The sequence below is a fragment of the Proteiniclasticum ruminis genome (assembly GCF_900115135.1).
Taxonomy (GTDB): Bacteria; Bacillota; Clostridia; order Clostridiales; family Clostridiaceae; genus Proteiniclasticum; species Proteiniclasticum ruminis_A.
Genome location: NZ_FOVK01000032.1, coordinates 1 through 2,350, shown reverse-complemented (window position 1 = coordinate 2,350; position 2,350 = coordinate 1). Strand labels below are relative to the sequence as shown.

Here is a 2,350-nt window from a genome sequence, read left to right as displayed (position 1 = left end):
AATATTTTTTATCATTTATTGCATTTTCGATTTTATAATCATTGATAAGTATTAAATTCTCAATTGTCAATCTAGACTATTATACATAGCTTCGTATTTACTTTCATCCTTCTTCAGTATCTTCTGCAGGAAAAATCTTATGATTTTATACCCCTTCTATTACTGAATAAATACTAAATCACGTGGAAACGCTAGAAATTCAATCTATAAATTCTCCTGCGTTTCAGTTGCAGTTACCTACCGCATCCAGCATTCTCTTTCAAAACTAATCTACATGATAATTCTTCTAAGTAAATGCAAATATTTCTAATCCCATTTATATGGGATTGCACTAGTCATATTATCTGATGACAAGCATGAGAGAGAAAATTCATAGAATTAAAACAAGTATTACGATGCAAGCGCTATTGTGCCTTCATTTTGTATGGATGCTCTTTTTTTCGAAATAAAAAGGAGCCATCAATAGCTCCTAAATATTCGTTAATTTAATATTTTCCAACATGTGCTTTATAGAGAAAAACTCAACTTCCAGAATATCAATGTCCTCTTCTATAAGTCTTCTTCTTTCTGGAGAAACAGCCTTACTTAGAGCCTCGGACTTTTTAGTGAGTTCATCACTAATAGTTATCATTCTTTCACTTGTTTCGAAAGGGTTCATACATTCACCTCAATTTTAATTTCTCAATTAATATATGCATTTCTTCTCGAAATAATACCGCAAGGATTAATGAATACCGTAGATTATTTCCAGTTGCCTTTATTTGCTTCGTAAATGGCATCCAAATCGAGTGTGGCCTTATAGGCTTCATCAGATACTCCCAATGGAGTAGCACCCATTTTGAATCCGAATTTATCATTAACAAAGAAAGCAAGACCAGCATCTGCAGTTCTAGCACCGTTTTTGATTTCATCATATGCTATTTTTATTTTTTCAATTTTTGAATCATCATATCCTAATATTTTGAAGACTATCTTCAGCTCATCAAATGATGGATAGTACGCAAAATCCATCCCTCCACTATCTATGGAGAAAAAATTTGAACCATTGAGTTTAACAACCAGATTAGTGTTTGCAATTCCCCACGTAAGATTGTCACTATCTTCTGCCCATGTGTACAGATTGCACAGAATCGAATAGGCATATCTTGATATTGTATCATCGCCATACATTATAATCTCAGGCTCTGCATCATTGATTGTTTTTTCTTCGTTAATAATTTCTTCTATAACCTCATTATTCTTATAAACCCTTGTATATGTTATCTCTTTGATTCCTGCGACACTGGGTATTCTGTGATAGAACCAAGCAGGTAGTTCCTTGATAAATATAGTTTTGCCCTCTACCCAGAATCTTTCTTGTACAACCTCAATTTCAGTCCGATTAGGGTCTTTTTCATTTGATTCATCATTCTTTTTATCTATTGCGGTAGCCTCAGTCAACGCATCTTCTAACTCTGGAATTTCATTTGGCGTTTCTATTGGGGAATAGTCATCAATTTTGACTTTATCATCTCCAACTGTGCATCCCACCATAGTTGAAATAGTAAGCAGTAATAGCATCAGGATAATACTTTTGTTTTCTCTCATTCAAAACACCTATACCTATAATTCTATTTTTTAACAAAGATTTCTCTCTATTATTATAAAATTATACCATCTTTGCTGTATTTAATTAATAATGATAAATCATTTAATCTTAACTATTTATATTTATATTTAATATTTCTATTTTCTTTTTCAAAATATAATACGTAATGCTAAATATAGTTCGCTTTGAATAATTAATTAATTATTTTTTACGCAAATATCCATACCCGAAAAAAACATCATCTTTAATTTTATAAATTGCAATGTTTTTTAATAATATACTCACTGGATATAAGGTATCGTTTTGAACCATTCAGGTTAATAAAAAGAATACTATCTTATTAATATTGAAAGAAATATCAAGCAGAATGGCAGCAAATCAGCTTGATGATACAACTATTATTCTTAGACTTATAGCCAGATTATGATTTTATTTTGATTAATTCAAGTTTTTATTTCCGAAAACATAGTTAAATTGGATTCTTATATTTGAAAGTTATGTTCAAGATTCACTAGAGTTGTTAGTGATGTTTAGATGTTTTTCAAAGACTTGTGTTGGATTTGAAGTTCTTAGATTAGATATGGTTTTTAGGGGGTATGAAGTGTAATTTCTTATTGGAATGTTTGGGTAAAGACTTATTACTAGAGGTAGAATACTTCTGTATTTGGAATCGCTTCTGGTAAAGGGGATTAAGCTTCAATACGGTTTGAGGGATAACTTTTAGCGGTGCCCGATTGGTGGACATAGCTTCATACCCCCCCC

The 2,350-nt window shown here is 31.4% G+C and carries 2 protein-coding genes; both read right to left on the bottom strand.

The annotated features are described in order from the left end of the window. Positions 1 to 469: 469 nt before the first annotated feature. Entirely contained in the window at positions 470 to 658 is a 189-nt protein-coding gene (locus tag BM243_RS14975; RefSeq protein WP_074913419.1) for a hypothetical protein, read from the bottom strand. Positions 659 to 741: 83 nt separating this feature from the next. After that, positions 742 to 1,587 carry a hypothetical protein gene (locus tag BM243_RS14970; RefSeq protein WP_074913416.1) on the bottom strand — a complete coding sequence of 282 codons (846 nt, stop codon included), beginning with the start codon at positions 1,585 to 1,587 and terminating at the stop codon, positions 742 to 744. Between the last annotated feature and the right edge of the window lie 763 nt (positions 1,588 to 2,350).